1 protein-coding gene is annotated in these 261 nt (G+C 73.2%); it reads left to right on the top strand.

Annotated elements, in window-relative coordinates; genetic code table 11:
- A partial coding sequence (locus AC01Y6_RS10910) for a DEAD/DEAH box helicase family protein (protein WP_476671553.1) occupies window positions 1-261 on the top strand: 261 nt, incomplete at both ends.

Genomic DNA, 261 nt, shown 5'->3' with positions numbered 1-261 from the left:
GGGGTGGGGAAGACCGTGGAGGCGGGCCTCGTGGCCCGGGAGCTTTTGGACCGGAAGCTCGCCCGGAGGCTCGCCGTCCTGGCCCCGCCCCACCTCCTGGACCAGTGGGCCGAGGAGCTGCGGGACAAGTTCGCCCTCGAGGCCGTGGTGGTCTCGGCGGGGAGCCTCGCCCGCCTGGAGCGGAGCCTCCCCTCCGGGGCGAACCTCTACCGCCACTTCCCGGTGGTGGTGGCGAGCATCGACTTCGTGAAGCACGAGCGG

The sequence above is a fragment of the Thermus sp. genome (assembly GCF_056332225.1).
Note: the sequence above shows the minus strand (reverse complement) of the source record. Positions and strands in the feature narration are given on the sequence as shown.